This window comes from Leisingera sp. F5 (assembly GCF_001593695.1).
Map to the genome: position 1 here is coordinate 1 of NZ_LUKH01000282.1, position 3,121 is coordinate 3,121.

A 3,121-nucleotide genomic window follows, 5' to 3' on the forward strand; every position below is an offset into this window, starting at 1 on the left:
TCCTTCAGATGGGCGGCCAGCCAGTCGGTGGAAACCAGCGTCTTCGGATCATCCTGCATCAAAGCGTCTCCCTTTCTGCGCATGCGCCATGGGTACATCCGGCGGCACAGCGGTGCAAGACCGCGCCGCCCTCTACCTGCGGTTACAAAAATCTTGCGGGCCTTTAACGGAGCGGTAATAACATGGACCCCAGTTTCAGCATTTCCTTGCAAAGGCCCTTTGTATGTCCGGTTTCCGCAGTTTCTTTGCAGCTTTTCTGATTGCGGCGGGCATGTTCAGCCCCGGCGCCTTGCGCGCAGAATGTTTCAAAATCGGAAAAACATGCATTGGCAGCAATGACTTGAAGGCAAAGGTCCGGGTTGGAAACCACACACCGGACTTGCAGGGGCTGATCCAGTTCACTGAGCTGACCGATCTTACACTGATGGCCGACCTGCGGTTCAAGGATCCTGTCGATCTGTCCCCCCTCTCCGCGATGCCAAAGCTGGAAAGACTGGCCTTGGTCAACATCACCGCACCGGGCCTTGCACCGCTGACCCGGCTGCCGGGACTGAAGCGGCTCAGCCTTGATTCTGTCCGCGCACCCGACTTTACCCGTCTGGCCCGGATGACACAGCTTGAGCATCTCTCGATCTGGGGCGCCGGGGACGTCACCGACCTGTCCTTTGCCAGCAGCCTGACCCGGCTGCAGAGCCTGAACATCGCGGATTCCGGTGTGTCCGACCTAAGCCCGCTGTCAGGCCTCACCGGGCTGGAAGTCTTTCTTGCCTTCAACACCCAGATCTCTGATCTTGGCCCGCTGGCGGGTGCCAACCTGCAGGTGGCCTGGATCTCCAATTGCCCGGTCCAAAGCGTGGCCGCGCTGGCCGCCTCCGACCGGCTGGAGATGCTGCGCGCCGATGGAACCCAGCTGAAAACCCTGGACGGACTGCAGGGGAAACCTGCACTGCACACCCTGATCCTGTCAGACACGCAGGTGGCGGACCTGACCCCGATAATGGAGGCAACCGGTCTGAAGGAGCTGGCCTTGGACGGAACCCGGATCAGCGACATCACACCGCTGAGCGGGCTGGACGCGCTGCACAAGCTGAACCTGACAGACACGGCAGTCTTCAGTCTTGCGCCGCTGGCGGGCAAAAACCTGCGTGTGCTGTCGCTCACCAATACTGCCGTGTCCAGCCTTGCTGCGGTGGCGAACATGGAGACCCTTTGGGACTTCAGCATTTCCGGAACAGCCGTCACCGATCTCACCCCGCTTAAGAACCTTAAAAAGCTCTCGATTCTCCGGGCGATCGGCTTGCCCGTCGAGGCGCTGCAGCCGCTGCTTGAAGTTGAAAACCTGCGGATCGTCTTTGCCGGCCCAGACTTCGAGTCGCACAAGCGCCTGCTTGGGAAAGAGAAAATCGCCCAGTACATCGCAGCCACCCCCTAGCAGGTACAGTTTCGGCGTCATCTGCACCGGCGATGATCTTCGCCCGCCAGTGCAGCGTCCGGTAAGACCATGCGCGGCAGCCGCGGCGGCACATCAACCTCCTGCGGCAAGGGGCAGGTCGCGACAGTCAGACAGCCGTACCCTATACCACCACCCGCAACCGGGGTGATCGAGCGCGGCCCGCTGCGGGACCGGCAGAAAACCGGTAGGCAAAGGCTAGGCCCGCCTGGATCACTTGCGGTTCCATCTTTCCGCCGGCAACCTCCGCCACTGCCGCGCGCGCTTGGCCCGTTTGATCCCGGCGCATGTGGTGCAGCATCCGCAAAAGCGCGGCTTCGTCCGGTGTCACCTTGCCGAGGTGGTCCAGATCGAAGGGATCAATGAAACCGAACTGACCGCTCCGGCTGTTCAGCGCCGCGCGCACAACCTTCATCAGCGCCAGCGCCGCCGGCAGGCCGATTGCCTCGCCCCAGCGCTCAGCCGCCACGATATAGGCCTGCTGCCAGGCCTGCCCCGCCGGCTCTTGGTAGCTCAGCATAAAATGCCGCAGCACCGGCAGCAGCCCGGCCTCAAACTCATCAAATTCATGCGCCGCCAGCGGCACACCGGGCCGGACCGCGGTCTCAGGCAAAGGAACATTCATGCGCTTTTCCCACAATTGAAGGCTGGGCAACAGCCGGGCCGCCCTCTCCGTCCGGGCGTGATCCAAAAGCGAATCTGCTGGGCAACGCATTTCTGACTTAATTAGTCAGATACCACAAGCATTCCTGCAGACCGGGATCAGCCCCGGCAGCGGCCGCCGCCTGCAAGGGAGTGCCAGGCAGAATAACACCCAAGCCGTGGCACGCATCGATACCAGCGCGCAGGGGTGCAATCCCTGCTTCTTTCTGATTGGAAATACCCCGGGTGACTTGGCCGCCAGGCCAAGAGGGCAGCGCCCTCTCCCTGATCAGCGCGCGTCCTTTAGCAGCCGCTGCTTCTGGCGGGACCAATCGCGCTTGGCCTCACTCGCCCGCTTGTCGTGGTTCTTCTTACCCTTGGCGATGCCCAGCTTGATCTTGGCGCGGCCCTTGTGGTTGAAGTACAAAACCAGCGGCACCAGGGTCATCCCTTTGCGCTGGGTGGCGTTCCACAGATCCGACAGTTCTTTGCGCGATACCAGCAGCTTGCGGCGGCGGCGCTCTTCATGCTTAAAGAGCTTGGCCTGCTCGTAAGGCGGAATATAGGCGTTCACCAGCCACAGCTCGCCGTTCTCCACCGCAGCATAGCTGTCTGCGATGTTGGAACCGCCCCCGCGCAGCGCCTTGACCTCGGACCCCTCCAGCATAATGCCGCATTCGATATCATCTTCGATCGCATAATCGAACCGCGCCCGCCGACTCTCGGCGATCACTTTGTAATTCGGGTCGGATGTCTGCTTCTTCTTGGCCATGGGAGGCAGATGTAAGGCGGAGCGGCGGCGGGCGCAAGGCGCGCTTCACGGCTTGCGGCTGCGCAGCAGCGTGAAAACACCACTGCCGACAATCACTGCGCTGCCGATCAGGGTCAGCGAATCGGGCTGCTCGCCAAATACCAGCACCCCCAGCACCATGGCAAAGATCAACCTGGTATAGCGGAACGGCGCAACCACCGAGATTTCCCCCGCCCGCATCGCCCCCGACAAGGCGTTATAGGCAATGACCCCGATCA

At 61.7% G+C, this 3,121-nt stretch carries 4 protein-coding genes; 1 reads left to right on the forward strand and 3 read right to left on the reverse strand.

The genetic code is table 11. The features are described from left to right. Positions 1 to 340 precede the first annotated feature (340 nt). On the forward strand, positions 341 to 1,432 hold the full coding sequence (locus A2I95_RS28875; protein ID WP_291735425.1) for a leucine-rich repeat domain-containing protein: 1,092 nt from the start codon (positions 341 to 343) through the stop codon (positions 1,430 to 1,432). A gap of 142 nt (positions 1,433 to 1,574) precedes the next feature. Here A2I95_RS28875 and A2I95_RS28880 read toward each other — a convergent pair whose 3' ends face one another. From A2I95_RS28880 to A2I95_RS28890, 3 genes are all read right to left on the reverse strand, one after another. Beyond that, complete coding sequence (locus A2I95_RS28880) at positions 1,575 to 2,075, reverse strand: hypothetical protein (RefSeq protein WP_291735427.1); 501 nt, start codon at positions 2,073 to 2,075, stop codon at positions 1,575 to 1,577. Between the two features lie 306 nt (positions 2,076 to 2,381). Then, on the reverse strand, positions 2,382 to 2,864 hold the full coding sequence (smpB, locus tag A2I95_RS28885; protein ID WP_291735429.1) for an SsrA-binding protein SmpB: 483 nt from the start codon (positions 2,862 to 2,864) through the stop codon (positions 2,382 to 2,384). 45 nt (positions 2,865 to 2,909) lie between these two features. Continuing rightward, positions 2,910 to 3,121: DMT family transporter (locus A2I95_RS28890; RefSeq protein WP_291735431.1), on the reverse strand; the 212-nt coding region annotated here is incomplete at its 5' end.